A 25,054-nucleotide genomic window follows, 5' to 3' on the forward strand; every position below is an offset into this window, starting at 1 on the left:
CCCGCGGTGCGGCGCTCCTGTTGGTGATGTGGCTGGTCGCGCTGCTCACCGCGCTGATCGGCGCGTTCGCGCTGACCGCGCGCACCGAGAACCTGCAGGGCCGGGTGCAGGTGCGCGGGCTGGTCGCGCACAACGCCGCCCGCGCCGGGGTCGAGTACGCGCTGACCCGGGTGGCGATGAACGACCAGAAACTGCAGTGGCTGCCCGACGGGCGCCCGAACCGCTGGCGCTACGGCGATGCGCAGCTGGAGATCAAGATCGTCGACGAGAACGGCAAGGTCGATCTCAACCAGGCCGACGCGCAACTGCTGACCGCCCTGCTGCAGGCGGCGGGAAAGCTGGAGCAGTCCGAAGCCGCGCGACTGGCCGGCGCGATCATCGACTGGCGCGACGCCGACACCCTCACGCAACCCGCCGGCGGCGCCGAAGATGCCGATTACACGTCCGCCGGGCGCCCCTATGGCGCCAAGGATGCGGAATTCGAGAGCGTGGCCGAACTCGAGCAGGTGCTGGGGATCACGCCGCAGCTGTATGCGCGGATCGAGCCGCTGGTCACGGTTTACAGCGGCCGCACGCGCCCCGAGCAAGCCTTCGCGGCCAAGGAAGTGCTCGATGCTATGGGGTTGAACGGCGCCGACCTGGTACGTCAACGAGAAAGAAACCAGCCGGGGTCACAATTGCAGGGTGCCGGGCCCGGCGGCGTTGGCGGCGGTCTCGTCGGCGAACGCAGCGGCACCTATAGTATCGAGAGCCGTGCACGGCTGACGGATGGCCGCGAATCGGTGTTGCGGGTGGTCGTGCGAGCGGGAGGGGGAGCGGTGCCGGGAATGCCTTATACCCCGCTGCGTTGGGAGGAGGGAGCTTCAACACGATGAACTCGCAAGTAGCCGAAGGCCGGTTGGCCGCCAACCGGTTGCGAAGTCTGAGCGCGCGCCTCGCGCCCGGTGCGGGCGGCTTTTTCTCTTGGTGGGGCCGGACCCTGGCCTCGTGGCTGCCGTTGCGCACGCGCCAGGCGCTGGGCGTGGACCGCGGCCGGTTGCTGCTGCAGGTCGACGGCGGCGCCCAGGGCGGCTCGATCCGCCTGCGCCTGCAACAGGCCGACCAGGTCCAGGACCTGGCCACGCTGCCGGATCTGTCCGCCTGGAATTCCGGCGTGCCGGCCGATGCCGCCGCCGATCCGCTGGCGCCGCTGCTGCCGCCGCGCATCGGCGAACTGCCGCGCTGGCTGCTGCTGCCGCCGGCGACCAGCCTGCGCCGGCGCCTGAACCTGCCCGCCGCCGCCGCCGACCGGCTGCGCGACGTGGTCGGTTTCGAGATCGACCGGCAGACCCCGTTCACCGCCGAGGCGGTCGCCTTCGACGCGCGCGTGCTGGCGCGGCGCGACAGCGACGGCCAGATCGAGGCCGAACTGGTCGCGGTGCCGCGCCAGTCGCTGGACCCGCAGTTGCTGGCGATCGGCCCGCTGGCGGCGACCCTGGCCGGCATCGACGTGGCCGGCGCCGACGGCGTCCCGCTCGGCGTCAACCTGCTGCCGCCGGCGCAGCGCCGCGCCCGCCGCGACCCGTTCCGCTACTGGAACCTGGCCCTGGCCGCGGTCGCGCTGTTGGCCCTGGCCGCGGGCATGTGGCAGGTGCTCGACAACCGCCGCGCCGCGATCAAGGACCTGCAGCAGACCATCGCGCGCAACGCCAACGCCGCGCGCCAGGCCGCCAGCCAGCGCCAGGAGGTGGTCGACCTGATCGAAGGCCAGGCCTTCCTCGACCGCACCCGCGCCGCGCGCCCGAGCACGGTGCAGATCATCGACGAACTGAGCCGGCGCATGCCCGACACCACCTACCTGGAAAAACTCGCGATCGAGGACGAGAGCCTGCTGATGATCGGCCTCAGCCGCGAGGCCTCGTCGCTGATCGGCAAGCTGCAGGGCACCGCGCTGTGGCGCTCGCCGGCGCTGACCGGCGCGGTCCAGCCCGATCCGGCCACCGGCCGCGACCGCTTCACCCTGACCGCCGAGATCGGCCCGCCCAAGGCGCAGAACGCGGAGGGCGCGCGTGGCCCTTAACGCAACCGGTTCCCGCCTGCGCCAACTCACCGCCGACCGCGAACGCTGGCTCGCCCTGGGCCTGCTGCTCGCCGCGCTCGCCATCGCCTATGCGGTGCTGATCCACCCGTGGTGGACGGTGCCGATGATGGAGGCCGACGAGACCCTGCACGGCCTGCAGGAGCGCGAACTGCGCCAGCGCATGGAGCTGCAGCAGGCGCCGCAGGTCAGCCAGTTGCTGCAGCGCGTGCGCCAGCAGCAGTCCAGCCGCCCCGGCTTCCTGCCCGAGGCCACCGCCGAACTTGCCACCGCCGGCCTGGTCCAGCGCCTGGAAACCGTGGTCCAGCAGGCCAGCCCGGGCAACCGCAGCTGCGGCATCGTCAACCGCTCGCCGCTGGCCGAACCGCGCCGCGACCGCTACGCGCGGGTGGTGGTGCAGGTGCGCCTGCGCTGCGGCGCGCCGGAGACCGCGGCGGTGCTGCATTCGCTGGAAAGCGGTTCGCCGCGGCTGTTCGTCGGCAACCTCAACCTGCTGTCCACGCGCGGCTACTTCGTGCCCGGCAGCGCCGGCCCGGCCAACGACGGCGGCCTGGACGTGAGCTTCGACCTGTACGGCTACCTGCGCCCGAACCCCAGCGCCGCGCCGGCCAACGCGCGCGGCGGCAACAACGCCAACGCCCCCGCCGGAGCCGCCGATGCGCCTTGACGACGCCAGCCCGCGTACCTGGCTGCTGGCCACCGCGGCCGGCTGGGCGCTGCTGACCTGGGTGCTGGCGCTGGCCGGCATGGGCCGCCATGTCGACCCGTTGCCGCCCGACCCGTCGCTGGTCAAGCCGCTGCCGCAGGCGCGCAAGAGCCCGCCGGACACGCTCGGCCCGCTGACCCAGTACGGCGAGATCGCCGCGCGCCCGCTGTTCGTCGACGACCGCCGGCCCAAGCCGTTCTTCATGCAGGGCAAGGGCGAGGGCGAGAACCAGCAGGCCGCGTTCGACTACCTGCTGACCAGCGTGCTGATCACCCCGCAATTGTCGATGGCGATCCTGCAGCCGGCCGACGGCAGCGAGTCGGTGCCGGTCAAGCTCGGCGAAGTGCCCGAGTCGCATCCGTCCTGGCGCCTGACCTCGCTGGAGCCGCGCCGGGCGGTGTTCGAAGGGCCGGAAGGGCGGCGCGAACTCGACCTGCGCGTGTACAACGGCCAGGGCGGGCAGCCGCCGACGGCGATCGCCGCGCCGCCGACCGCGGGCCGTCCGGTGCCGCAGCCGCAGCCCGCGCCGCCGAACCGGCCGCCGCCGCCGGCCAACGCCGCGCCCGTGCAACAACCGCAACCCCAGCCTCAACCGCAACCGGCCGAAGCCTCGGCGCCGCTGACCGAGCAGGCGCAAATGGAAGCCATCCGCAAGCGCATCGAAGCGCGACGTCAGCAACTGCGGCAGCAGCAACAGCAAGCCGCACAACCCCCGGCCAATTCGCCTTAAGACTGGCACGCAGAGTGGAACGCATGAAGCAACGAACCCAGCAATTCGCCACCCACGCCCTGGCCGCAGCGATCATCGCCACGCAACTGGCGTCGTGCGCCAGCGTGGTGTCCCCGCGTCTGCAACGCGACGGCGACCCGCAGGCCATGAAAAAGGCGAGCGAGGAACAGCAGGCCGGCGTGCGCATGGTCCGCAACGGCGTCGAGCAGGAGCCGCTGCCGGCCAAGGCCGACGACGACGCCGGTCCGCAGGCGCAGATCCGCCGCGGCACCGGCAAGGTCATCAACAACTCCGCCGCGTCCAAGCCGCCGCCGGGCCTGCCCGGCACCACCGGCACCGCCTCGTTCAACTTCGAGGGCGAATCGCTGCACGCGGTGGTCAAGGCCATCCTCGGCGAGATGCTCGGCCAGAACTACGTGATCGCGCCGGGCGTGCAGGGCACGGTGACCCTGGCCACGCCCAAGCAGGTCAACGCCGCCGAGGCGATGAACCTGCTGGAGATGGTGCTGAGCTGGAACAACGCGCGCCTGATCTACAGCGGCGGCCGCTACAACATCGTGCCGGCCGACCAGGCCCTGCCGGGCAACGTTTCCCCGCGCACCGGCGGCGCCGAGAACGCGCGCGGCTTCGAGGTGCGCACGGTGCCGCTGAAGTACGTCTCGGCGACCGAGATGGAAAAGATCCTCAAGCCGTACGCGCGCCCCAACGCCATCGTCAACGTCGACAACGCGCGCAACGTCATCACCGTCGGCGGCACCCGCCAGGAACTGGAACACTACCTGCGCACGGTCGAGGTGTTCGACGTCGACTGGCTGTCGGGCATGTCGGTGGGCGTGTTCCCGCTGCAGTCGGGCAAGGCCAGCAAGGTCGTGGCCGACCTGGAGAAGGTGTTCGGCGAACAGGGCAAGTCGCCGGTGTCGGGCATGTTCCGCTTCATGCCGATCGAGGGCGCCAACGCGGTGATGGTGATCACCCCGCAGGCCGAGTACCTGGACGACATCAAGGACTGGCTCGACCGCATCGACAGCGCCGGCGACGGCGTCCAGCTGTACACGCAGGAACTCAAGTACATCAAGGCCAAGGACCTGGCCGACCGGCTGGCCGAAGTGTTCGGCGCCGGCCGCAGCGGCGGGGGCGGCGGCGAAGGCGCGCCGTCGCTGATGCCGGGCCTGGAATCGACCGAGCTGCGCGACAGCGGCAACGGCACCTCCAGCGCCGACATCGGCAAGAGCGACGACAGCAGCGGCGGCGGCCTGGGTTCCAGCGGCGGCAGCAGCGGCGGCCTCGGCAGCGGCGCCTCGCTCGGCCAGCGTCGCGCCGGCAACGGCGCGGTGACGCTGGAGGTCGACGGCGCCAAGGTCGGCGTGGCCGCGGTCGAGGAAACCAATTCGATCCTGGTGCGCGCCACGCCGCAGGCCTGGCGCTCGATCCGCAACGTGGTCGACAAGCTCGACGTCATGCCGATGCAGGTGCACATCGAAGCGCAGGTGGTCGAGGTCAACCTGACCGGCGCGCTGAAGTACGGCGTGAACTGGTTCCTCGAGCAGGCCGCCACCGACAACGGCTATCCCAACCTCGACCGCAACACCAATCCGAACGTGCCGCTGAAGTGGAGCACCATCTCCGCCAGCATCGGCGGCGTCAAAGGCGAGGGCGTGTCCTGGTCGTTGATCAAGAACGGCGCCGCCGCGGTGATCACCGCGCTCGACAAGGTCACCGACCTGCACGTGCTGCAGACCCCGTCGGTGTTCGTGCGCAACAACGCCGAGGCGTCGTTCAACGTCGGCACGCGCATTCCGATCGAGTCGGTCTCGGTCAACACCGGCGCCGGCAACAACAACACCTACAGCCAGGTGCAGTACCTCGATACCGGCGTGATCCTCAAGGTGCGTCCGCGGGTGAGCCGCGACGGCATGGTGTTCATGGACATCGTCCAGGAGATCAGTTCGGCCGGCGCGCGCGTGGGCAACAGCAACAACGTCACCATCGACACCAAGAAGCTCAAGACCGAGGCCGCGGTGCAGAGCGGCGAGACCGTGCTGCTGGCCGGCCTGATCCGCGACGAGAGCAACCGCGGCGGCGCCGGCCTGCCGGGCTTGAGCCGGATTCCGGTGCTGGGGGCCCTGTTCGGCAACCAGAGTTCGTCGACCAGCCGCACCGAGACCGTGATCCTGCTGACCCCGACCCTGGTGCGCAACCCGCAGGAATCGCGCGGCCTGACCGACGAATACACCCGCCGCTTCCGCGCGATGGAACCGCTCAATCCCAAGCCGAAGAAGAAGTAAGCGCCGCGCACGCGCGGACGCCGCGAACGGGGCCGGCATCGCCGGCCCCGTTTTTTTTGCGCGGCGGCACGGCGATGGCGGGTCGCCTGGGCGGCCGCCGCACGGCGATGGCGGATCGCCCCGTTCGCCCGCCGGCGCGCGCTGCGGGCCGCGTTGCGCCGCGCCCGCGCTCTGACGCCGCCATCACCCGCAAGCCGCTGCGATCGCGCACACTATGGGCCGCCCCATACCGACGCCCCGATGGCCGATCGCCGCACGCTCCCGCCGACGCCCCGCCGCGCCGCCGCTTCCGCGGCCAGCGCCGGCCGCGTCCCGGTGGCGCCGCGCAGCGGCTTGGCGCAGGCCGCGACGACGCCCGTCGCCGCCGGGCGCAGACGCGCGGAGCCGCGGCGATGAGCGAACTGCCGATCGTCGTGGTCCCGCTCGGCGTCGACGACGACGCCCTCGACGCCTGCCTGGCCGCGCTCGACGCCTGCACCCCGCCCGGCGCGCGGGTGTGGCTGGCCGACGACGCCCAATCCGGGCCGCGCGGCTACGCCATCGTCGAGCGCTGGCTGCGCAGCACGCGCCTGCGCGCCGACTACAGCCGGCGCCAGCGCAGCATCGGCGAAGTCGCGCACCTGGACGAAATCCTCAAGGCCTGCGGCGACAGCGACGTGGCCGTACTCGCGGCCGACGCGGTGCCCGCGCCGGGCTGGCTCAGCCGGCTGCAGGCCAGCTTCGCCGCCGACGGCGCGATCGCTTCGGCCACGCCGTGGTGCAACGCCGGCGAAGCCGCGGCGTGGCCGCGCATCGGCGAAATCGAACCGATGCCCGACGCCGGCGACGCCGAGCGGCTGGCGCGCGCGCTGGCGCAGATGCCGGCCGCGCATCCGGAACTGCCGGCCGCGATCGGCCACGCCGTGCTGCTGCGCGGCGCCGCGCGCCGCCGCGCCGGCGGCCTCGACGCGGACAGCTACGGCTCCTGGTACGCGGCGCTGACCGACCTGTCGTTGCGCCTGTCCGGCCTGGGCTGGCGCAACGTGCTGTGCGATACCGCCTTCGTCGCGCGCGCCGGCGAGGGCCGGCCGCAGGACGGCGACATGGACGCGCTGGCCGCGCGCTGGCCCGACTGGCATTCGCGCCTGGCCCATTTCCTCATGCAGGACCCGCTGCGCGACCTGCGCCAACGACTCGCCGACCGGCTCAGCCAGGTCGGCCCACCGGACATGCAACGTGATCTCTTCCTCTGACCCGGCCGCGTCCGTGCCGGCCGCACCCGCGCGCGCCGGCGCCGCCGCGCCGTTCAAGGCCGTGGTGGTCAGCTACCGCAGCGCCGCCACCATCGAGGACTGCCTGGAGCGCCTGCGCGGCTGCGACGGGGTCGGCGCGATCCGCGTGGTCGACAACCAGTCCGACGACGGCACCCTCGACATCGTCCAGCGCCAGGCCTCGCTGGACCCGCGCCTGCGCTTCATCGCCAATCCCGACAACCCCGGCTTCTCGGTCGGCTGCAACCAGGGCGCGGCCGACCTGGAACCGGCGGCGGACGGCGACGACTGGCTCGCCTTCGTCAATCCCGACTGCATGGTCGAAGCCGACACCCTGCGCCGCCTGCACGCGCTGGCGCAGGGGCTCGGCGACTGCCTGCTGAGCGCCGACCTGGTCAACGAGCAGGGCGAGCGCGACGCCGCCGTGCGCCGGCGCGATCCGGACTTCGCCGCGATGCTGGCCGGCATCGCCCGGCCGTGGGCGGCGCCGAAGATGGCGGTCGCGCCCGACGACGCGCTGGCCCTGCAACCGGTGCAGGCCACCTCGGGCGCGCTGATGCTGATGCCGCGCAGCCTGTTCGCGCGCATCGGCGGCTTCGACGAGGGCTATCGCCTGCACGCCGAGGACCTCGACCTGTGCCGGCGCGTGCGCGAGGCCGGCGGCACGGTCGCGGTCGCCAACGGCGTGCGCGTGGTCCACGTGCGCGGCGTGTCGAGCCGCTCGCGGCCGTTCTTCGTGGAATGGAACAAGCACCGCGGGCTGTGGCGCTACTTCCGCAAGTTCGAAGCGCCGCGGCGCAGCGCGCCGGTGCGCGCGGGCGTGTTCGCGGCGATCTGGCTGCGCTTTCCGATCGCGGCGCTGCGCGCGGCGCTGCGCTGAAGAGGATGGCGTAGCAGGACTGTTTGTGGGAGCGGCTTCAGTCCCGACGCTCTTCGCTCAGGGCGTTGCGGTCGGGCACGCAAGCGTCGGGACTGAAGTCCCTCCCACAAGAGCATCGGAACTGGAGTCCTCCCAAGGCTTTCGCGCCTACAGCTCCAGCAAATCCCGCCCGATCACCAACTCGCCCTGGAAATGCGGCGCCACCGCCGCGCGCCACACCTCGTCGGTCAGCGCCGGATCGCCGCCGGGCACGAAGTGGTTGAGCACCAGCGTCTTCACTCCGGCCTGCGTCGCCACCTGCCCGACCTGTTCGGCGGTGGTGTGGCTGTCGAGCAGGTGCTGGCGCAGCCGCGCGGCCTGCGCTTCGCTGGCGATCAATTTTTCCAGCGCCGGCAGGTACATGACTTCGTGCACCAGCACGTCGGCGCCGCGCGCCAGCTCGACCAGCGCCGCGCTCGGGCGGGTGTCGCCGGAGAACACGATCGAACGGTCGGCGGTGTCGAAGCGGTACGCGAACGCGGGCTGCAGCGGCGGATGCTCGACCACCGCCGCGCGCACCCGCACGCGTTCGTCGCGCATCACCTCGCCGCCGGAGCGCAGTTCGTGCGCGCGGATCAACGTGGCCGGATCGACCCGGCCCTCGTCGGCGATGCGGGTGCGGATGTCGGTGGCGTTGAGGCGCAGGAACTGCCGGGTCATGCGCTTGAGCGGCGGCGGGCCCCATGCGTCCACCGGCGTGCGCAGGTCCGCAGCCCAGGCGAGCAACAGCAGGTTGCCGTAGTCGGCGTTGTGGTCGGAATGGTGGTGGGTGACGAACACGCCGCGCAGCGCGCCCAGGCGCAGCCCGGCCAGGGCCAGTTGGCGCGCCACGCCGTTGCCGCAATCGACCACGTAGACCGCGCCGTCCACCACCACCGCGCTGGCCGGCGCCGCGCGCAGCGCCTTGGGCGTGGGGCCGCCGGCGGTGCCGAGCAGGATCAGGCGGGTGCCGGTGCGCGCATCGGCGTCGCCGCCCGGCGGCGGCGTCACGGCGAGCGGCGCGGCGGCCAGGGCGGGCAGGGCGGCGGCGCCGAGCGCGGCCAGCGAGGCGGCGAGGACGCGGCGGCGGACGGGATCGTCGGGCGTGGTCATGCGGCCCAGCTTAACCGTGCGGCCGTCGCGGCGGCCCGTCGCGAAGGCGACGCGCTTCGCGTTCGCCGCGTGCCGGCGGCGTGAGGCGGGCCATCACGAACGCGTTCGTATAGTCGGCCGCGACGGGCCCGGCGCCCGGAGCAGGGAGGCGGGATGCCGATGTCGTTGCTCAGCAAGCTGTTGCGTGGCCGCCGCCTGGCGCGCGCCGACGCCGGGGTCTGCCCGGCGCCGCTCGACCTGCACGCCTTCACCGAACGCTATGCGCAGGCGCTGCGCGCGGTCTGGCCGCAGGCCCGCCTGCGCGTCGGCCACGGCGCGCGCCTGGCCGACACGCGCATCGATTGGAGCCTGCCGGACGGTTTCGCCGCGACCCAGTTCGTCGCCGCCGGCTACCAGCGCTATCTCAACGCGCCCGATGCGCTGGAGCGGGTGTTCGCCGAACAGATCGACGCCGCGCGCGAGTTGCAGCGGCGCCACGCGCTCGGCGCGCAGGCCGGCGACGACGACGCGATCCTGCCGGTGCTCAAGACCCGCGGCTGGCACGACGTGGCGGTGCAGCAGGGGCGCGCGATCGGCGGCGGCGCCGGCATCGCGTTCGTGGTCGAACCGCTGGCCGGCGACCTGGTGCTGAGCTTCGTCGAAGACCGGCCCGATTCGATGGACTACCTGTCGCCCGCCGAGGCCGAACGCCGCGGCCTGGCGGCGGACGGCTTGCGCGCGCGCGCCTTGCGCAACCTGCAGCGGTTCCTGCCCGAGCTGGAGATCGAAGGCGGCGACGGCCGCTATGTGCTGCGGCTGGACCGCAACTACGACGCGAGCATGGCGCTGCTGTTCGAACACTGGCGCGCGCGCGCGCCGGTGCGCGGCGAGCCGGTGTTCGCGATCGCCGCGCGCGACGAACTGTGGCTGTGCGGCCGCGACGACGGCGAGGGCGTGCAGCGCCTGGGCGAGGCCGCCGCGGAGATCTCGCGCACCTCGGCCTACGGCCTGTCGTCGCGGCTGTTCGTGTGGCGCGACGGCGGGTTGCGCGCGCTCGACGACTGAACGGGGCGAGCCCCGTTCGCGCGCGGACGACCGGCGCGGCCGCCGCGTTGCCGCATTGCGATGCGGCGTTATAGTCGGGCCACCCTGACCACAAGGAACCGGTCGTGTCTTTCTTCAGCAAGCTGTTCGGCCGCAAGCCGGCCGCGCCCGCGGCGGCGCAGGTCCTGGACCTGCAGGCCTTTTCCCAGCGCTTCGCCGGCGCCCTGCGCGACGCGTTTCCCGACGCCCACATCCGCATCCATCCCGGCGCGCAGCACGAAGCGCGGATCGAACTGGCGCTGGCCGACGGCATCCGCGCCGACCTGCAGGTCGGCAACGCCTACCAGTGTTATCTGAATGCGCCCGAGGACCTGGAGGCGACGCTCGCCGACCAGATCGCCTCGGCGCGCGAAGTGCAGCGCCAGCTGTCGGCCGAGGACGCGCAGGCCGGCGAGGGCATGGTGCTGCCGGCGATCAAGACCCGCGCCTGGCACGAGGTGGCGATGCGCCAGCTCGGCGCGTCGCAGCCGCAGGCGGCGTCGCCGTTCGTGATCGAGCCGCTGGCCGGCGACCTGATCGTGACCTACGTGCTCGACACGCCGGCGTCGATGAGCTTCCTCTCGCCCGAGCAGGCCGCGCAGCGCGAACTGCACGGGCCGGCGCTGCGCGCGCACGCCCTGGACAACCTGGCCCGGCGGCTGCCGGAGCTGGAGATCAAGGGCGGCGACGGCCGCTACGCCGCGCGCCTGGACCGCAACTACGACGCCGGCATGGCGCTGCTGTTCGAGCGCTGGCAGGAGCGGGTGGCGTTGCGCGGCGAGCCGGTGTTCGCGATCGCCGCGCGCGACGAACTGTTGCTGTGCGGCAGCGACGACCGCGAGAACCTGGCCTCGCTGCGCGAGATCGCGCGGGAGATCGCCGGCACCTCGGCCTACGGTTTGTCGGCCGGGCTGTTCGTGTGGCGCGACGGCGGCCTGCACGCGTTCGAGGATTGACGCCGGCTGATCGAGAGCGCTCTCGCGGGACGGCCTTCAGACCCGCCGCTTTTTCGCCGGGCCGCGATTCAGCTGCGCCGCTGGCTCCCGGCGGCCCGCTCAGCGGTGGCGGTTGATCTCGTCGCGCAAGTCGCGCGCCGCGTTCGCGGCGGCTTCGGCGTAGTCGCCGCCGTTGGACGCGTAGAGGATCGCGCGCGAGCTGCTGATCATCAGCCCGGTGCCGTCGGCGGTCTTGGCGTGGCCGACCACTGCGGCGGCGTCGCCGCCCTGGGCGCCGACGCCGGGCACCAGGAACGGCACGTCGCCGACGATCGCGCGCACTTCGCGCAGTTGCTCCGGCCAGGTCGCGCCGACCACCAGCGCGCAGTTGCCGTGGCCGTTCCAGTCGCGCGCGACTTTCTCGGCGACGTGCTGGTACAGCGGCCGCCCGCCGACGTCGAGATCCTGCAGGTCGCCGGCGCCCGGATTGGAGGTGCGGCACAGGATCACCACGCCGCGCTCGGCGCGGTCGAGGAAGGGCTGGACCGAATCGCGGCCCAGATACGGATTCACCGTCACCGCATCGGCGCGATAGCGCTCGAAGGCTTCGCCGACGTAGTGCTGGGCGGTGCTGCCGATGTCGCCGCGCTTGCTGTCCAGGATCACCGGCACGTCGGGATGGCTGGCGTGGATGTGGGCGATCAGGCGGGTCAGCGCGTCTTCGGCGCCCAGCGCGGCGAAGTGGGCGATCTGCGGCTTGAACGCGCAGGCGTATTGCGCGGTGGCGTCGACGATGTCGCGGTTGAAGGCGAACACGGCATCGGCGTCGGCGGCGAATTTCGCCGGGAACCTGGCCGGCTCCGGGTCCAGGCCCACGCAGACCAGGGTGTCGGCCTGTTGCCAGCGGCGGCGCAATGCCTGCATGAAGCTCATGGGGGAGGTCCTCGATGGCGCTATGGGGGGAAGGGGGGGGCGACGCCGTCATTCCGGCTTTCGCCGGAATGACGGCGCGGGGGTGTTGCGTTTCATGGTGGCTGCGGCGGAGGAGATCGCGTCGTCACGTCACCACGATCGGCTCGCCCGAAGTCACCACCACCGTGTGTTCGAACTGCGCCGCGAACCCGCGCCGGCAGATCATCGCCCAGCCGTCGTCGCCTTCCTCGGTCTGGGTGCAATGGGTGGCCAGGAACGGTTCGACCGTGATCACCATGCCCTCGTGCAGGCGGCGGGTGTCGCGCGCGTCGTAGTAGCCGGGAATGTTGCCGGGCGCCTCGTGCAGGGCGCGGCCGACGCCGTGGCTGCCGAGGTTGCGGATCACCCGCAGCCCGTGCCGCGCGGCCACGGTTTCGACGGTGCGGCCGATGCTGTTGATCAGGTTGCCGGCGCGCAGCTGGGCGATGGCGGCGTCGCGCGCTTCCAGGGTCGCGTCGAGCAGCTTGCGCTGCGCGGCTGTCGGCTCGCCGACCACGAAACTGCCGCCGGTGTCGGCGAAGTAGCCGTCGAGTTCGGCCGACACGTCGATGTTGACCAGGTCGCCCGCGCGCAGCACGGTGCCGTCGGGAATGCCGTGGGCGGCGACCTGGTTGATGCTGATGCAGGTGGCGCCGGGGAAGTCGTAGGTCAGCTGCGGCGCCGAGCGAGCGCCGGCTTCGCGCAGCATCGCCGCGCCGATCGCGTCGAGATCGCGCGAGACCGCGCCGGCCACCGCGGCCTCGCGCATCGTGGTCAGGATCGACGACACCAGCGCGCCGGCGCGGCGCAGTCCTTCGAGTTCGAAAGCGTGCATCAGGGTCATGGCGACACCTCGGGCTGCGGTGCGGACACGCAGGCGTTCAGGGGGACTTCGGGGTCTGCATCCGCAGCGGCGCGCGCGAGCGCGAACGGGGCGACGACGGCAACCATCGCCCCGCCGCGGTCAGGCCTGGCCGCGCTCGCCGAGCGCCTTGCGGATCTTCACGTCGGTCTTGTACTGGCTCAGGGCGTACACCGCCCAGATCGCCGCCGGCAGCCAGCCGATCAGGGTGATCTGCAGGATCAGGCAGACGATTCCGGCCAACGGCCGGCCGATGGTGAAGAACGCCAGGAACGGCAGGAAGATGGCAATGATCAGTCGCATGCGTCGAGTCCTTTTGTCGGGCGGCGGCGCTGGTGCAGGCTGCGCCCGCTACAAAAAAGCCGGCCGCGCCCGTCGTGATGGGAGCGCGGCCGGCCGTTCCACTTTACCGCAACCCGGGCAAGCCGCCGCAGCGGCTTACTTCAGCGCCTTGAAGCGCAGGCGGTGCGGCTTGGCGCCTTCCTCGCCGAGGCGGCGCTTCTTGTCCTCTTCGTACTCGCGGTAATTGCCCTGGAAGAACTCCACGTGCGAGTCGCCCTCGAACGCCAGGATGTGGGTCGCGATGCGGTCGAGGAACCAGCGGTCGTGCGAGATCACGAAAGTGTTGCCCGGGAATTCGAGCAACGCGTCTTCGAGCGCGCGCAGGGTTTCCACGTCGAGGTCGTTGGACGGTTCGTCGAGCAGCAGCACGTTGCCGCCCTGCAGCAGGGTCTTGGCCAGGTGCAGGCGGCCGCGTTCGCCGCCGGACAGGCTGCCGACCATCTTCTGCTGGTCCTGGCCCTTGAAGTTGAAGCGGCCGATGTAGGCGCGCGACTGGATCTCGATGCCGTTGATGTTGAGGATGTCCAGGCCGCCGGAGACTTCGTGGAAGACGTTGTGGTTGCCTTCCAGCTTGTCGCGGCTCTGGTCGACGTAAGCCAGCTTGACCGTCGGGCCCATGTCGATCTCGCCCGAATCCGGGGTTTCCTGGCCGATGATCATGCGGAACAGGGTCGACTTGCCGGCGCCGTTGGGGCCGATGATGCCGACGATCGCGCCCGGCGGGACCACGAAGCTGAGGTTGTCGATCAGCAGGCGCTCGCCGAACTTCTTGGAGACGTTCTTGAACTCCATCACCTTGTTGCCCAGGCGCTCGCCCGGCGGGATGAAGATTTCGTTGGTCTCCTGACGGCGCTGATAGTCCACCGCCTGCAGCTCTTCGATGCGGGCAAGACGGGCCTTGCCCTTGGAGCGGCCGCCCTTGGCGTTCTGGCGGGCCCACTCCAGTTCCTTCTGGATCGCCTTCTGGCGGGCCTTTTCCTGGTTGTCTTCCTGCTTCAGGCGCTCGTCCTTCTGCACCAGCCAGTCGGTGTAGTTGCCCTTCCACGGAATGCCGCGGCCGCGGTCGAGTTCGAGGATCCACTCGGCGGCGTTGTCGAGGAAGTAGCGATCATGGGTGACCGCAACCACGGTGCCGGTGTAGCGCGCCAGGAACTGCTCCAGCCATTCCACCGACTCGGCGTCGAGGTGGTTGGTCGGTTCGTCGAGCAGCAGCATGTCGGGCTTCTGCAGCAGCAGGCGGCACAGCGCGACGCGGCGCTTCTCGCCGCCGGACAGCTTGCCGACGACGGCGTCCCACGGCGGCAGGCGCAGCGCGTCGGCGGCGACTTCGAGCTGGTTTTCCAGGGTGTGGGCGTCGCCGGCGGCGAGGACCGCCTCCAGCCGTTCCTGTTCCTTGGCCAGGGCGTCGAAGTCGGCGCCGTCCTCGGCGTAGGCGGCGTAGATCGCGTCGAGCGCGGCCTGGGCGTTGAGCACCTCGCCGACGCCTTCCTCGACCGCTTCGCGCACGGTCTTTTCCGGGTCGATCTGCGGTTCCTGCGGCAGGTAGCCGACCTTGATGCCGGTGGCCGGGCGCGCCTCGCCGGTGAAGTCGGTGTCGACGCCGGCCATGATCTTGAGCACGGTCGACTTGCCCGCGCCGTTCAGGCCCAGCAGGCCGATCTTGGCGCCGGGGAAGAACGACAGCGAGATGTCCTTGATGATCTGACGCTTCGGCGGCACGGTCTTGCTGACGCCGTTCATGGTGTAGATGTATTGCATGCGGACTCCGAAGCAGAGGCGCGCCTGGCCGGGCCCGGAAGGGGCCGCGGGGCGGGGCGGGGGGCGTTGCGAACAGCCGATTATCCCGCAGCCGGGTGACGGGTTCCAGCGCGGGAGGCCGGAGGGAGGGTGAATCCGGGGATGGCGGCCCCCAGGGGCTGCTCTTGTGGGAGGGCCTTCAGGCCCGATGCTCTTGTCTCAGGTCGCGGCGATCTGAGCGGAAGGCATCGGGCCTGAAGGCCCTCCCACAAAGGCGGCGATTTGCCAGGCCGTCGTCTCCGCCCAAGCCGTCATCCCCGCGAAAGCGCGGATCCAGAGACTTCGGCGCCATGCCGCGGCGAAGCCGTGGGTTCCCGCTTTCGCGGGAACGACGGGGTGGTGAGGATTGCGCGGTTCGCCGGCCTTACAGCCAGACGATCAGCGCGATCACCGCCGCCACCGCGGCGTACTTGAAGAAGTAGTACGTCCCCTTGCTGCGCTCCTTCAGCGCCTTGGACTTGAGCCGCAGGGCGTAGAAGTACTTGAAGATCTTGTTGATCGCGCCGGTCTTGTCGCCCTCGTTGTTGGGCGAGGCGCCGGCGGCGATCAGGCGCTTGGCGATGAAGCGGTTGAGCCCGCGCGCCCAGCCGAAGCGCATCGGCCGCTCGATGTCGCAGAACAGGATGATGCGGTTGTGCTGCGAGCCGTTCTGCGCCCAGTGGATGTAGGTCTCGTCGAACATGGTCCATTCGCCGTCGCGCCAGCTGTAGCGCTGGCCGTCGACGTCGATGAAGCAGGCGTCGTCGTTCGGCGTTTCCAGGCCCAGGTGCAGGCGCAGGGAGCCGGCGTAGGGGTCGCGGTGCGGGCGCAGCTCGCTGCCCGGCGGCAGTTCGGTGAACATCGCCGCCTTGACGCTGGGCACCTCGCGCAGCAGTTGGGTGGTGACCGGGCACAGCTCGGCGGCCGAAGGGTGGGCCTCGTCGTACCACTTCAGGTAGAAGCGCTTCCAGCCGCGGCGGAAGAAGGAATTGAAGCCGACGTCGTTGTACTGGTCGGCGGCCTTGATCTGCTGCATCTCGCGCAGGTGCAGGGCCTCGGCGCGGACCTCGCGCCAGCGCGCGCGCAGCGGCTCCAGCTCGGGGAAGTGCTCGTCGGGCTTGAGGAACGGGGTGGTCGGCACCTTCGAGCAGGCGTACATCAGCACGTTGATGGGGGCCATGAACGTGGAATGGTCCAGCAGCTGCCGGCCGAGGCGGTGGCGGACCCGGCCGCGGAAATGCACGTAGACCGCGGCGGCCAGGAACAGGAAGACGAAGACCCATTTCACGGTCGGGACATCCAGGGATCGGGCGGGCCGGCCGGGCGGCGGCGGGCCGTGGGTGGGGAGGGCGGGGCCATTGTCCGCCCCGGACGGGGCCGGCGGGAGCCGCGCTTTGGCGGTTGGCCGCCATACGCCCCTAGGCTAACATTTCAAGTCTTACGTCAAGCCGCCCGGGCGTGTTTCCTCGGGCCGCGTCGCACAGATGGGCCGCCCGGCCCGAGTTTTCAAGCCCGGGCGGGCCACCGCCGGCGCTGTCCGGGCCCGTGGGCGCCCTGGCGCGAGTCCTCCCCCCTCCCGTCCGCTCATCTCCCGAGGCCCGCGAATGTTCCCCAGCACCACCCGTATTGCCGGATTCGACGACGAACTCGCCCAGGCCATCGCCGACGAGGCCCGCCGCCAGGAAGACCACGTCGAACTGATCGCCTCGGAGAACTACGCCAGCCCGCGCGTGCTGGAAGCCCAGGGCAGCGTGCTCACCAACAAGTACGCCGAGGGCTACCCGGGCAAGCGCTACTACGGCGGCTGCGAATACGTCGACATCGCCGAGCAGCTGGCGATCGAGCGGGTCAAGCAGCTCTACGGCGCCGACTACGCCAACGTGCAGCCGCATTCGGGCTCGCAGGCCAACCAGGCGGTGTACTTCGCCCTGCTCAACCCGGGCGACACCATCCTCGGCATGAGCCTGGCCCACGGCGGCCACCTCACCCACGGCGCCAAGGTCAACGCCAGCGGCAAGCTGTTCAACGCCGTGCAGTACGGCGTCGACGACCAGGGCCTGATCGACTACGACGAAGTCGAGCGCCTGGCGGTGGAACACAAGCCGAAGATGATCGTCGGCGGCTTCAGCGCCTACTCGCAGGTGGTCGACTGGGCGCGCTTGCGCGCCATCGCCGACAAGGTCGGCGCTTTCCTGTTCGTCGACATGGCCCACGTCGCCGGCCTGATCGCCGCCGGCGTCTACCCCAGCCCGCTGCCGCACGCGCACGTGGTCACTTCGACCACCCACAAGACCCTGCGCGGCCCGCGCGGCGGCATCGTCGTGGCCCAGCGCTGGGACGGCGCAGTGGGCGAAGGCGAGGGCGCGGTGGGCTTCGACGACATGCAGAAGAAGCTGCAGAGCATCGTCTTCCCCGGCATCCAGGGCGGCCCGCTGATGCACGTGATCGCGGCCAAGGCGGTGGCGTTCAAGGAAGCGCTGGAGCCGGAGTTCAAGGACTACCAGGCGCAGGTGGTCAAGAACGCCCAGGCGATGGCCAAGACCATCATCGCGCGCGGCTACAAGATCGTGTCCGGCGGCACCCAGAACCACCTGATGCTGGTCGACATGATCGGCAAGGGCATCACCGGCAAGGACGCGGAAGCCGCGCTCGGCCGCGCCCACATCACCGTCAACAAGAACGCCGTGCCCAACGACCCGCAGAAGCCGTTCGTCACCTCGGGCCTGCGCATCGGCACCCCAGCCGTGACCACCCGCGGCTACAAGGAAGCCGACTGCGTGGCCCTGGCCGAGTGGATCTGCGACGTGCTCGACAACCCCAAGGACGAGAAGGTCATCGCCGGGGTGCGCGAGAACGTCACCAAGCAGTGCGCGCAGTTCCCGGTGTATGGCTAAAGCCCGGCTCCGGTCGGCGGCGCTGGGTTGGCTTGCATGCCTGAGCGTGCAGGCCGCCGAAGCTCCGCCGGGCGGAGACTCCGCCGCGCCCGCCATCGTCTACGAGACGCTGGCGCCGGCGGAGGCGAAGGGCGCGATCGTGGTCGCTGCGCCGTCGCCGCCGTCGAACAGGCCGGACTTCAGCCAGGACATCGGCATGACCGAGACCTACTACATCCCGGCCTGCCAGATGGGCATGCCGGGCGGTAAGTACCGGGCCAGCTGGCGCGAGATCGCGGATTTCCACGACAGGAATCGTGTGGCGTGGTTGTCCGACCTCGATCGCCACGGGGCGCCGGACTGGTACGCGCAACCCGGCAGCCGCGCGCCGGAGCCCGACAATCGTCCCGACGCGGCGTATCCCGCCGCGGCCGGTGAAAAGGTCGGCGAGGTCGTGGTGAAGGTCGTCATCGACGCCAAGGGGCGTACCCGCGACGCCCTGGTGATCTGCAGCAACGACACCGTGTTCGACGCGCCCGCGCTCGCATTCGCCAGGAAAGTCGCGTTCAAGCCCGCGCTGCGCGATGGCCGGCCGGTCGCCGACTATGGCAATGTGTCCCTGCGTTTTTATCCGGACGGGCCGAAATACGGGTTCCGGCGGCACAAATGACCGGTTTCGGACGCTCCTGTTCCCGACGCCCGTCCCGACTCTCGTCCCGACTCACGGTGTCTTGATGCATTGCCCCTTCTGCCAGCACCACGACACCCGCGTGATCGACTCGCGCGTGTCCGACGACGGCGCCACCATCCGCCGCCGCCGCGTCTGCGAGGCCTGCGGCGAGCGCTTCAGCACGATCGAGACGATCGAGCTGAAGCTGCCGGTCATCATCAAGGGCGACGGCCGCCGCGAGGCGTTCGACGCGCGCAAGCTGCGCGCCGGGTTCGACCGCGCGCTGCAGAAGCGGCCGGTCGCGGAGGAACAGATCGAGGCGGCGGTGCGCGCGGTGGTGCACCAGCTGCGCATGACCGCCGAGCGCGAGCTGGCCTCGCGCCGGGTCGGCGAGTTCGTCATGGCCGAGCTGCGCAAGCTCGACCACGTCGGCTACGTGCGCTTCGCCTCGGTGTACCGCTCGTTCGAGGACGTCGCCGATTTCCGCGAGGAACTCGACCGGCTGGAGCGCGATGCGCCAGGCGACGGGCAGCTGCCGCTGCTGGGCGGGGACGATCAGCGCGTGGACAAGAAGAAGCGCTGAGCGCGACGGCGCGCGGACCATCGGTTTCCCGGCCGCGCCGACGCGCGCGGCCGATCCGGCAAGGCTCATCGAGACTCCAGGCCCATGAACGCATTCACCGCCACCGACCACGCCCACATGGCCCGCGCTTTGCGCCTGGCCGAGAAGGGCGCCTACACCACCAAGCCCAACCCGCTGGTCGGCTGCGTGATCGCCCATGGCGAGGACGTCGTCGGCGAAGGCTGGCATGAGCGCGCCGGCGAGCCGCATGCGGAAGTCCATGCGCTGCGCGGCGCCGGCGAACGCGCGCGCGGCGCCACCGCCTACGTGACCCTGGAACCGTGCGCGCACACCGGCCGCACCGGGCCGTGCAGCGAGGCCCTGATCGAGGCCGGCGTGGCGCGCGTGGTCGCGGCGATGCGCGACCCGTTCCCGCAGGTCGACGGCGCCGGCTTCGCCAGGCTGCAGGCCGCCGGCATCGCGGTGGGCAGCGGATTGATGGAAACCCAGGCGCGCGCGCTCAACCGCGGCTTCCTGTCGCGGGTCGAGCGCGGCCGGCCGTGGCTGCGGGTCAAGCTGGCGGCGAGCCTGGACGGGCGCAGCGCATTGGCCAGCGGCGAATCCAAATGGATCAGCGGCGAGGCCTCGCGCCAGGACGTGCAGCATTGGCGCGCGCGCGCCGGCGCCATCGTCACCGGCGCCGGCACGGTGCTGGCCGACGACCCGTCGCTGACCGTGCGCCTGGGCGACGCCACGCCGTTCGTGGCGCCGCTGCGGGTGGTGCTCGATCCGGGCCTGGCGACGGTCGCGCGCGGCCGCGTGCGCGAGGGCGACGCGCCCACGCTGTACCTGCACGCGCCCGACGCCAAGCCGCCGCGCGGGCTCGACGCGCAGGTCGCGGCGGTGCCGGTGCGCGAGGGCCGGATCGACCTGGACGCGGTGCTGCGGCTGCTGGCGCAGCGCGGCGTCAACGAGATCCAGCTCGAAGCCGGCGCCACCCTGGCCGGCGCGTTCCTGGCCCAGGGCCTGGTCGACGAAGTGTTGTTGTACGTCGCGCCGGTGCTGCTCGGCGAAACCGCGCGGCCGCTGTTCGACGGCCTCGGCATCGAGGCGATGAGCCGCAAGTTCCAGCTCGACGTGATCGACGTGCGGCGTTTGGGCGAGGACACCCGCGTCCTGCTTAGCCCCAGGAATTGACCCGGTAGATAGCCCGGGCGGGGCCGCGGCGCTGCCGGCGGCGGCCTCGCGCTTGCAGGCCCTCGTCTCCCGTTCGCCCGCTCCTGGAGCCTTTGCCCGATGAGCCGAAACGACTTCAAGGATCACTTCTCCGCGATCGCCGACGCCTACGCGGTGGCGCGGCCGGAGTATCCGGACGCCTTGTTCGATGCGATCGCCGCGCACGTGCCGGCGCAGGCGCAGGTCTGGGAGCCCGGCTGCGGCAGCGGCCAGGCCACGCGCGGGCTGGCCGCGCGCTGGGCGCGGGTGCATGCCAGCGACCCGAGCGCGCAGCAGGTCGAGCGGCACTGGGCGCACGCGGCGTCGCTGCGCGGCGAGGGCAACGTGCAATTGCGCGTGGCGCCGGGCGAGCGCTGCGACCTCGACGACGGCAGCGTCGGCCTGGTCGCGGTGGCGCAGGCGCTGCACTGGTTCGAGCGCGAGCGCTTCTTCGCCCAGTGCGCGCGGGCGCTCGCCCCTGGCGGCGTGCTGGCGGCCTGGTGCTACGGCGATTTCCTGGTTCCCGAAGGCATGGACGCGGCGCTGTCGGCGTTTCGCGCCGACATCGAGGGCTACTGGCAGCGCGAGAATGGCGAGGTGCGCGAGGGCTACGCCGGCTACGACTGGCCGTTCGAGCCGATCCCGACCGCGCCACTGTGGCTGAGCGCGCGCTGGGGGCTGGCGCGGTGGCTGGGCTATCTCAATTCGCTCTCGGCCAGCGAGCGCTGCAAGAACGCGACCGGCGAGGACCCGGTCTACGCCCACCGCACCGCGCTGAGCCGCGCCTGGGGGCCGCCGGACGCCGAGCGCGAGCTGCGCTGGCCGCTGGTGCTGCATCTGCGCCGCAAGCCGGCCTGACCGGCCTGTGCGGGGTTGTTGTGGGAGGGCCTTCAGGCCCGATGCTTTTGTCTCAGTTCGCGGCGATCTGAGAGGAAAGCATCGGGCCTGAAGGCCCTCCTACAACAGCCGCCCACGTCCCTGCAGGCCCTCCAGCAACAGCCTGTGCGCCCGCGGAACACAGCATCCGACCGCCGCGGACAACCGGCCCGCCGCGGCCCGGGTGCTAAACTGCGCCCCGCCGGCCCCGGCCGGCACCACCAGTAACGTCTTCAGGGCGGGGCGAAATTCCCCACCGGCGGTAGGCGCCTTGCGCGCGAGCCCGCGAGCGCCCGGACGGCCCGGTTTCCAGCGATGGGGCCGCGCCGCACGGGGTCAGCAGATCCGGTCCGATGCCGGAGCCGACGGTCACAGTCCGGATGAAAGAAGACGGCTGCGCGCGACCCCGTCCGCCAGGACGGGCGAGAACTCTACCCGCGGCCGCGTGCCGCGCGTCGTGCGTTGTCCTCGAAGCCTTGAGGCGTTTTTCGCTCACCACTTGCGGGAAACGTTTCATGATCATTCTTCACAGCACTGCCGCATCGGCGCTCCGCCCGGAGGTCCGCTGATGTTCACCGGCATCATCGAAGGCGTCGGCCGCCTCGTCTCCACCCAGCCCATCGGCGGCGACGTGCGCCTGCGCATCGCCACCGGCAGCCTGGATTTCTGCGAACCCAAGCTCGGCGAGAGCATCGCGGTCAACGGCGTGTGCCTGACCGTGATCGAATTCGGCGCGGACTGGTACGACGCCGACGCGTCGACCGAAACCCTCGCGCTGACCACGCTCGGCGCGCTGCAGGCCGGCGCCAAGGTCAACCTGGAACGCGCGATGCGGCCCAGCGACCGGCTCGGCGGGCATCTGGTCAGCGGCCACGTCGACGGCGTCGGCGCGGTCGAGTCGGTGCGCGAGGACGCGCGCGCGCAGCGCTGGCGCTTCCGCGCGCCGGCGCCGTTGCTGCGCTACATCGCCAAGAAGGGCTCGATCTGCGTCGACGGCGTCAGCCTGACCGTCAACGAAGTCGACAGCGAAGGCTTCGAAGTCGCGCTGATCCCGCACACGGTGGCCAACACCGCGTTTTCCGACAGCGCCGTCGGCGCGCCGGTGAACCTGGAAATCGACCTGGTCGCGCGTTACGTCGAGCGCCTGCTCGGCGAGCGTCCCGGCGCCGTCGGCGCGCAGGTGTCGGCATGAGCTTCGCCACCGTCCCCGAGCTGCTGGAAGAAATCCGCGCCGGCCGCATGGTCGTGATCGTCGACGACGAAGACCGCGAGAACGAAGGCGACCTGATCATGGCCGCCGAACTGGTGCGCCCGGCCGACATCAACTTCATGGTCACCCACGCCCGCGGGCTGGTGTGCCTGTCGCTGATGCGCGAGCGCTGCCTGCAGCTCGGCCTCGGCCCGATGGTGCGCGACAACACCTCGTCGCACCACACCAACTTCACCGTCAGCATCGAGGCGGCCGAGGGCGTCACCACCGGCATCTCCGCCTACGACCGCGCCCACACCGTGCGCACCGCGGTGCGGCCCGACGCCAGGCCGTCCGACCTGGCCCAGCCCGGCCACATCTTCCCGCTGATGTCGCAGCCCGGCGGCGTGCTCAGCCGCGCCGGCCACACCGAGGCGGCGAGCGATCTGGCGATGCTGGCGGGCCTGGAGCCGGCCGGCGTGCTGGTCGAGGTGCTCAACCCCGACGGCAGCATGGCGCGGCGTCCGGAGCTGGAGAAGTTCGCCGCCGAGCACGGCCTGAAGATCGGTTCGATCGAGGAGCTGATCCGCTACCGCCTGGCCACCGAGCACACGGTCGAACGCGTGGATGCGCGCGAGATCGAGACCGAGCACGGCCCGTTCCAGCTGTTGAGCTACCGCGACCGGCTGACCCGCGCGGTGCATTTCGCCCTGCGCCGCGGCCAGCCCGACGCGGATGCGCCGACCCTGGTGCGCGTGCACGTGCAGAACCCGCTGGCCGACGCGCTGCACTGGCGCCGTCCCGACTTCGGCCCGGCGGTGGGCGACGTGCTTGCCGCGATCGCGCGCGAGGGCCGCGGCGCGCTGGTGCTGCTGTCCGACCACGCCGACCCCGACGCGCTGCTGGCGCGGGTGCGCGAGCAGCCCGGCGCGCACGAGCCGCACGCCGAGGCCAGCGACGAAGGCCACGACGAAGCCGCCGCCGCGCTGCCGCCGACCCGCGGCCACGCCCTGGCCGAATGGCGGCGCAACGGCGCCGGCGGCCAGATCCTGGCCGACCTGGGCCTGGGCAAGCTGCGCGTGCTCGGCACCCCGCGCAAACAGATCGGCCTGGCCGGGTTCGGGCTGGAGGTGGTGGAGTACGTGGACATCGCCCGGCTCGGATGAGGAGCGGGTGCTGAGCGGCGAGGGCCGACGGCTTTTCGTGGCGGCCGGGCGCTGGCGGCCGACGGCTATGTGCCGGAGCTGCCAGGAACGGGCGAAGGCCCGCGTCGGTCGAGCATCCGCGCCGCCTCCCGCCGTCTGCCGCCGCCTCCCGCCGTCATCCCCGCGAAGGCGGGGATCCAAAGCCTTCAGCGCCATCGTTCAGCCCGCCGCGCGGAGGCCGCGCCGACAGCGGCGGCCTGCGGGTCGCATCGTCCCCGCTCTGGATTCCCGCTTTCGCGGGAATGACGGGCAGGAAGCGGCGAGCTTGCCCGCACGGCGGCCTACGGGCCGCGCCGTCTCCTCTCTGAATTCCCGCTTTCGCGGGAATGACGGGGGTGAGGTGGCCCGGTCGCCCGCACGCCGGCCTCCACGCCGCGTCGTTCCGCCCGTGGATTCCCGCCGTCGCCGCAGCGACGGCGGGACGGCGCGAGGCGGTTGCGGTGGCCGCGACCGCCGCCGGCCCGCCGTCGCCCCCCAACCGGTAGACTAGCCCCCCTTACGTCCGCCCCCAGCACAGCGAATCCCGCCATGCCCCATTACGAAGGCGACCTGCGCAGCCCGCCGGGCGCGCGCTACGCCATCATCGCCAGCCGCTGGAACCCGCGCATCACCGACACCCTGGTGGCCGGCGCGCGCAAGACCTTCGCCGACCACGGCATCGCCGAGGACGCCATCGACGTGGTGCGCGTGCCCGGCGCCTGGGAACTGCCGGTGCTCGCGCGCCGCCTCGCCGCCGCCGGCCAGCACGCCGCGGTGGTCGCGCTGGGCTGCGTGGTGCGCGGCGACACCCGCCACTACGAGCAGGTCGCCGACGGCTGTTCCGACGGCCTGATGCGGGTTTCGCTCGACTACGGCCTGCCGATCGCCAACGGCGTGCTCGCGGTGGAACGCCACGAGGACGCGGAGAACCGCGCCGGCGGCAACCACGGCAACAAGGGCGAGGAAGCGGCGCTGGCCGCGTTGGAAATGAGTCATCTGCTGGAGCAACTGCCATGAATCGCCGCCGTCCGGATGGCATCGACCCCGTCGCGCGCTCGCGCGCCCGCCGCCGCGCCCTGCAGGCGATCTACGCCTGGCAGATGACCGGCACCCGCGCCGACGAGGTGATCGCCCAGTTCGCCCACGAGCAGGCCCACGAAGTCGCCGACCTGGCCTACTTCGAAGACCTCGTGCGCGGCGTCGCCCGCCACCAGGAAGACGACCTCGACCCGGCGCTGGCGCCGTTCCTCGACCGCGAGATCGAACAGGTCGACGCGATCGAGCGCGCCGCGCTGCGCATCGCCGCCTACGAGCTGCGCCACCGCCTCGACGTGCCCTACCGCGTGGTCATCAACGAGGCCATCGAGTCGGTCAAGCGTTTCGGCGCCGAGCACGGCCACACCTATGTCAACGGCGTGCTGGATCGCGCCGCGGCGCAGTGGCGCGCGGCCGAGGCTGCGGCCGGGGCCAAGAAGCGTTGATGCCGGGCGCGAGCGCG

At 71.6% G+C, this 25,054-nt stretch carries 24 protein-coding genes and 1 riboswitch; of the genes, 18 read left to right on the top strand and 6 right to left on the bottom strand.

All coding sequences use genetic code 11. The features are described from left to right. Positions 1–26: 26 nt before the first annotated feature. The 7 genes from BLV01_RS09030 (at position 27) to BLV01_RS09060 (ending at position 7,928) form a co-directional block, all read left to right on the top strand. Positions 27–875, top strand: a complete 849-nt coding sequence (locus BLV01_RS09030; RefSeq protein WP_091797695.1) for a type II secretion system minor pseudopilin — start codon at positions 27–29, stop codon at positions 873–875. Further along, positions 872–2,059 carry a PilN domain-containing protein gene (locus BLV01_RS09035; RefSeq protein ID WP_091797698.1) on the top strand — a complete coding sequence of 396 codons (1,188 nt, stop codon included), beginning with the start codon at positions 872–874 and terminating at the stop codon, positions 2,057–2,059. Before BLV01_RS09030 ends, BLV01_RS09035 begins: the two co-directional genes overlap by 4 nt. Next, positions 2,049–2,744: a type II secretion system protein GspM gene (gspM, locus tag BLV01_RS09040; protein WP_254782565.1), complete on the top strand. Its 696-nt coding sequence runs from the start codon at positions 2,049–2,051 to the stop codon at positions 2,742–2,744. Before BLV01_RS09035 ends, gspM begins: the two co-directional genes overlap by 11 nt. After that, complete coding sequence (locus tag BLV01_RS09045; RefSeq protein ID WP_091797701.1) at positions 2,734–3,513, top strand: hypothetical protein; 780 nt, start codon at positions 2,734–2,736, stop codon at positions 3,511–3,513. Before gspM ends, BLV01_RS09045 begins: the two co-directional genes overlap by 11 nt. A gap of 23 nt (positions 3,514–3,536) precedes the next feature. Continuing rightward, positions 3,537–5,798: a type II secretion system secretin GspD gene (gspD, locus tag BLV01_RS09050; protein WP_091797704.1), complete on the top strand. Its 2,262-nt coding sequence runs from the start codon at positions 3,537–3,539 to the stop codon at positions 5,796–5,798. 392 nt (positions 5,799–6,190) lie between these two features. Next, entirely contained in the window at positions 6,191–7,030 is an 840-nt protein-coding gene (locus BLV01_RS09055) for a glycosyltransferase family 2 protein (RefSeq protein WP_091797707.1), read from the top strand. A 13-nt stretch (positions 7,031–7,043) separates the two neighbouring features. Further along, positions 7,044–7,928 (top strand): glycosyltransferase, encoded by an 885-nt coding sequence (locus BLV01_RS09060; protein WP_091797710.1) that lies wholly within the window; start codon positions 7,044–7,046, stop codon positions 7,926–7,928. 147 nt (positions 7,929–8,075) lie between these two features. Here the strand turns inward: BLV01_RS09060 and BLV01_RS09065 are convergent, their stop codons facing one another. Further along, positions 8,076–9,059: an MBL fold metallo-hydrolase gene (locus BLV01_RS09065; protein WP_091797713.1), complete on the bottom strand. Its 984-nt coding sequence runs from the start codon at positions 9,057–9,059 to the stop codon at positions 8,076–8,078. A 159-nt stretch (positions 9,060–9,218) separates the two neighbouring features. On the opposite strand from BLV01_RS09065, the gene BLV01_RS09070 reads away from it, so the two are divergent. Together BLV01_RS09070 and BLV01_RS09075 are read left to right on the top strand one after the other, a co-directional pair. After that, entirely contained in the window at positions 9,219–10,103 is an 885-nt protein-coding gene (locus BLV01_RS09070) for a DUF1444 domain-containing protein (protein ID WP_091797716.1), read from the top strand. Positions 10,104–10,207: 104 nt separating this feature from the next. Next, positions 10,208–11,077: a DUF1444 domain-containing protein gene (locus tag BLV01_RS09075; RefSeq protein WP_091797720.1), complete on the top strand. Its 870-nt coding sequence runs from the start codon at positions 10,208–10,210 to the stop codon at positions 11,075–11,077. A gap of 99 nt (positions 11,078–11,176) precedes the next feature. Here BLV01_RS09075 and pyrF read toward each other — a convergent pair whose 3' ends face one another. From pyrF to lpxO, 5 genes are all read right to left on the bottom strand, one after another. Beyond that, positions 11,177–11,989, bottom strand: coding sequence for an orotidine-5'-phosphate decarboxylase (gene pyrF / locus BLV01_RS09080; RefSeq protein WP_091797724.1), 813 nt, complete (start codon positions 11,987–11,989; stop codon positions 11,177–11,179). Between the two features lie 124 nt (positions 11,990–12,113). Next, on the bottom strand, positions 12,114–12,851 hold the full coding sequence (gene map, locus BLV01_RS09085; protein WP_091797727.1) for a type I methionyl aminopeptidase: 738 nt from the start codon (positions 12,849–12,851) through the stop codon (positions 12,114–12,116). A 120-nt stretch (positions 12,852–12,971) separates the two neighbouring features. Further along, entirely contained in the window at positions 12,972–13,172 is a 201-nt protein-coding gene (locus tag BLV01_RS09090) for a YqaE/Pmp3 family membrane protein (RefSeq protein ID WP_091797730.1), read from the bottom strand. A gap of 135 nt (positions 13,173–13,307) precedes the next feature. Next, positions 13,308–14,969: an energy-dependent translational throttle protein EttA gene (gene ettA / locus BLV01_RS09095; RefSeq protein WP_091797733.1), complete on the bottom strand. Its 1,662-nt coding sequence runs from the start codon at positions 14,967–14,969 to the stop codon at positions 13,308–13,310. 403 nt (positions 14,970–15,372) lie between these two features. Next, a complete protein-coding gene (gene lpxO, locus BLV01_RS09100) occupies positions 15,373–16,275 on the bottom strand; it encodes a lipid A hydroxylase LpxO (protein ID WP_091797736.1) in 903 nt (300 codons plus the stop codon). A 316-nt stretch (positions 16,276–16,591) separates the two neighbouring features. Here lpxO and glyA point away from each other — a divergent pair, with 316 nt between their 5' ends. The 9 genes from glyA to nusB all read left to right on the top strand — a co-directional run bounded on the left by glyA (position 16,592) and on the right by nusB (position 25,037). Continuing rightward, on the top strand, positions 16,592–17,881 hold the full coding sequence (gene glyA / locus BLV01_RS09105; RefSeq protein ID WP_091797740.1) for a serine hydroxymethyltransferase: 1,290 nt from the start codon (positions 16,592–16,594) through the stop codon (positions 17,879–17,881). A gap of 46 nt (positions 17,882–17,927) precedes the next feature. Further along, positions 17,928–18,530 carry a TonB family protein gene (locus BLV01_RS09110; protein ID WP_175485836.1) on the top strand — a complete coding sequence of 201 codons (603 nt, stop codon included), beginning with the start codon at positions 17,928–17,930 and terminating at the stop codon, positions 18,528–18,530. 64 nt (positions 18,531–18,594) lie between these two features. Further along, a complete protein-coding gene (gene nrdR, locus BLV01_RS09115; RefSeq protein WP_091797746.1) occupies positions 18,595–19,113 on the top strand; it encodes a transcriptional regulator NrdR in 519 nt (172 codons plus the stop codon). 84 nt (positions 19,114–19,197) lie between these two features. Beyond that, a complete protein-coding gene (ribD, locus tag BLV01_RS09120) occupies positions 19,198–20,289 on the top strand; it encodes a bifunctional diaminohydroxyphosphoribosylaminopyrimidine deaminase/5-amino-6-(5-phosphoribosylamino)uracil reductase RibD (RefSeq protein WP_091797749.1) in 1,092 nt (363 codons plus the stop codon). 99 nt (positions 20,290–20,388) lie between these two features. Next, positions 20,389–21,165 carry a class I SAM-dependent methyltransferase gene (locus BLV01_RS09125; RefSeq protein WP_091797752.1) on the top strand — a complete coding sequence of 259 codons (777 nt, stop codon included), beginning with the start codon at positions 20,389–20,391 and terminating at the stop codon, positions 21,163–21,165. Between the two features lie 243 nt (positions 21,166–21,408). After that, positions 21,409–21,579: riboswitch (FMN riboswitch) on the top strand. Between the two features lie 172 nt (positions 21,580–21,751). Beyond that, positions 21,752–22,375, top strand: coding sequence for a riboflavin synthase (locus tag BLV01_RS09130; protein ID WP_091797756.1), 624 nt, complete (start codon positions 21,752–21,754; stop codon positions 22,373–22,375). Next, positions 22,372–23,538, top strand: a complete 1,167-nt coding sequence (gene ribB, locus BLV01_RS09135; protein WP_091797759.1) for a 3,4-dihydroxy-2-butanone-4-phosphate synthase — start codon at positions 22,372–22,374, stop codon at positions 23,536–23,538. The genes BLV01_RS09130 and ribB overlap by 4 nt, the downstream gene beginning before the upstream one ends. Positions 23,539–24,105: 567 nt before the next feature. Then, complete coding sequence (ribH, locus tag BLV01_RS09140; RefSeq protein WP_091797762.1) at positions 24,106–24,573, top strand: 6,7-dimethyl-8-ribityllumazine synthase; 468 nt, start codon at positions 24,106–24,108, stop codon at positions 24,571–24,573. Further along, positions 24,570–25,037, top strand: a complete 468-nt coding sequence (gene nusB / locus BLV01_RS09145; RefSeq protein WP_091797765.1) for a transcription antitermination factor NusB — start codon at positions 24,570–24,572, stop codon at positions 25,035–25,037. The genes ribH and nusB overlap by 4 nt, the downstream gene beginning before the upstream one ends. Positions 25,038–25,054: the final 17 nt, after the last annotated feature.

Origin of the sequence: Lysobacter sp. yr284, assembly GCF_900107375.1 — a bacterium.
Classification (GTDB): Bacteria; Pseudomonadota; Gammaproteobacteria; order Xanthomonadales; family Xanthomonadaceae; genus Lysobacter.

What these genes read in the sequence shown, in the direction of transcription:
- BLV01_RS09030 (WP_091797695.1), top strand. Translation starts at nt 27, where the DNA reads ATGTGGCTGGTCGCGCTGCTCACCGCGCTGATCGGCGCGTTCGCGCTG.
- BLV01_RS09035 (WP_091797698.1), top strand. Translation starts at nt 872, where the DNA reads ATGAACTCGCAAGTAGCCGAAGGCCGGTTGGCCGCCAACCGGTTGCGA.
- BLV01_RS09045 (WP_091797701.1), top strand. Translation starts at nt 2,734, where the DNA reads ATGCGCCTTGACGACGCCAGCCCGCGTACCTGGCTGCTGGCCACCGCG.
- gspD (WP_091797704.1), top strand. Translation starts at nt 3,537, where the DNA reads ATGAAGCAACGAACCCAGCAATTCGCCACCCACGCCCTGGCCGCAGCG.
- BLV01_RS09055 (WP_091797707.1), top strand. Translation starts at nt 6,191, where the DNA reads ATGAGCGAACTGCCGATCGTCGTGGTCCCGCTCGGCGTCGACGACGAC.
- BLV01_RS09065 (WP_091797713.1), bottom strand. Translation starts at nt 9,059, where the DNA reads ATGACCACGCCCGACGATCCCGTCCGCCGCCGCGTCCTCGCCGCCTCG.
- BLV01_RS09070 (WP_091797716.1), top strand. Translation starts at nt 9,219, where the DNA reads ATGTCGTTGCTCAGCAAGCTGTTGCGTGGCCGCCGCCTGGCGCGCGCC.
- pyrF (WP_091797724.1), bottom strand. Translation starts at nt 11,989, where the DNA reads ATGAGCTTCATGCAGGCATTGCGCCGCCGCTGGCAACAGGCCGACACC.
- map (WP_091797727.1), bottom strand. Translation starts at nt 12,851, where the DNA reads ATGACCCTGATGCACGCTTTCGAACTCGAAGGACTGCGCCGCGCCGGC.
- BLV01_RS09090 (WP_091797730.1), bottom strand. Translation starts at nt 13,172, where the DNA reads ATGCGACTGATCATTGCCATCTTCCTGCCGTTCCTGGCGTTCTTCACC.
- ettA (WP_091797733.1), bottom strand. Translation starts at nt 14,969, where the DNA reads ATGCAATACATCTACACCATGAACGGCGTCAGCAAGACCGTGCCGCCG.
- glyA (WP_091797740.1), top strand. Translation starts at nt 16,592, where the DNA reads ATGTTCCCCAGCACCACCCGTATTGCCGGATTCGACGACGAACTCGCC.
- nrdR (WP_091797746.1), top strand. Translation starts at nt 18,595, where the DNA reads ATGCATTGCCCCTTCTGCCAGCACCACGACACCCGCGTGATCGACTCG.
- ribD (WP_091797749.1), top strand. Translation starts at nt 19,198, where the DNA reads ATGAACGCATTCACCGCCACCGACCACGCCCACATGGCCCGCGCTTTG.
- BLV01_RS09125 (WP_091797752.1), top strand. Translation starts at nt 20,389, where the DNA reads ATGAGCCGAAACGACTTCAAGGATCACTTCTCCGCGATCGCCGACGCC.
- BLV01_RS09130 (WP_091797756.1), top strand. Translation starts at nt 21,752, where the DNA reads ATGTTCACCGGCATCATCGAAGGCGTCGGCCGCCTCGTCTCCACCCAG.
- ribB (WP_091797759.1), top strand. Translation starts at nt 22,372, where the DNA reads ATGAGCTTCGCCACCGTCCCCGAGCTGCTGGAAGAAATCCGCGCCGGC.
- ribH (WP_091797762.1), top strand. Translation starts at nt 24,106, where the DNA reads ATGCCCCATTACGAAGGCGACCTGCGCAGCCCGCCGGGCGCGCGCTAC.
- nusB (WP_091797765.1), top strand. Translation starts at nt 24,570, where the DNA reads ATGAATCGCCGCCGTCCGGATGGCATCGACCCCGTCGCGCGCTCGCGC.